Source organism: Streptomyces sp. SolWspMP-5a-2, assembly GCF_900091845.1.
GTDB lineage: Bacteria > Actinomycetota > Actinomycetes > Streptomycetales > Streptomycetaceae > Streptomyces > Streptomyces doudnae.
Genome location: NZ_FMCI01000182.1, coordinates 1 through 1497, shown reverse-complemented (window position 1 = coordinate 1497; position 1497 = coordinate 1). Strand labels below are relative to the sequence as shown.

Genomic DNA, 1497 nt, shown 5'->3' with positions numbered 1-1497 from the left:
GCCGGGGCGAGGGCGGCGACCACTCCCGGCGCGGTGCCCGAGCGGTCGGCGACCAGGGCGAGGGCGCGGCGGCCCGCGACGGTGCCGCGCTGGTCGGCGAGGGCGCCGCGCAGCCCGACGGAGACCTCCAGTTCGGCGCGGGCCCGGTCGAGCTGTCCCTCGCAGAGCGCGAGCACGCCCAACTCGTGGTGGAAGTAGGCCTGTTCCGCCACCTCACCGGCCAGCCTCGCGGCCTCGGCACCGGCCCGCAGCGCGCGTTCCCAGGCGCTCCAGTGCAGCCCGGCGGCGAAGGCGGGGGCGGCGGCGCGGGCCAGCCGGACGGCGACCGGACGTTCCTCGTCCTCGGCGGCCGGGACGGTGTCGGGGACCAGGGCGGCGAGGGCCGCGAGCACCGCGTCGGCCTCGGCGCAGACCCGCTCGGGGGCGACCGAGGGGTGTCCGGCCCACCAGGCGTAGTGCTGGGCGGCGGTGAGCGCGCGCGGCTCGGCCCCGTCGGCGCTCTCGCCGTACCCGGCGGCCTCCAGCTGGGTGAGGACCCCGGCGGCGAGCCGGTAGCGGGAGCCGACCGGCGAGACCAGACCGCAGGCGGCCAGCTCGCCGAGGGCCGCGTCCGCGTGGGTGTCGCCGATCAGCGCGGGCAGGTGCGCCTGGTGGGGCACCTCACCGGCGAGCGCGACGGCGAACCGCAGGGTGTCGCGGGCCGGGCCGCTGAGCCGGGAGGCGAGCAGCGGCGCCGGGGCGGCGGCCTCACCGAGGGACGGCAGCGGGATCGCGGCGGCGTCGTCGGGGTCGAGGTCGGCGGCGTCGGCGGCGGGCGGCTGGTCGGCGAAGACGCCGTAGAGGTCGACGGCGCCCGCCTCGGCGCGCTGCCGGTCGCGCTGGTCGAGGAGGGCACCGGCCTGCACGAAGCGCAGCGGCAGGCCCTCGGACTCGAACCAGAGGTCACCGGCCCAGTTGGCCTCCTCCTCGGTGAGGGTCCGGCCGACGGCGCGTTCCAGGATCGCGACGCCGCCCGCGCGGTCGAGTCCGCCGAGGAGGACCTCCTCGACACCGGAGTCGGCCGAGGGCGCGGGCACGTCGGGGGTGGCGCCGAGCAGGAACGCGCACTCGGGGGTGGCGTCGAGGAGCGTGTCGAGCGCGGCGCCGCCGAACTCGATGTCGTCGACGACGACGACCGCGCCGATCTCCCGCACCAGGGTGAGGAGTTCGCCGTGGTCCGGGCGGTGCAGGGGCGCGTCGTGGACGGCGTGCAGCAGGTCGTGGAGCAGGTCGTCGGCGGTGCGGTGGGAGCCGTCGAGGCGCACGACGCCGTCGGGGGCGAGGTCGGCGCAGTCCTCGGCGACCAGGTCGAGGAGGCTGGTGCGGCCGGAGCCCGCGGGGCCGGTGAGGCGCACGGAGCGGCCGCGGGCGAGCAGCCGGACCAGGCGTTCGCGGTCGTCCTGGCGCTCCAGCAGGGAGGGCGTGGGGGCCGCGGGGCCGGGCGGCACCGGCGGGCGG

General features: G+C 79.0%; 1 pseudogene. It reads right to left on the bottom strand.

From position 1 onward, the window contains the following. A pseudogene (locus GA0115242_RS18800) lies at positions 1-1497 on the bottom strand (ATP-binding protein); the annotation flags it as partial.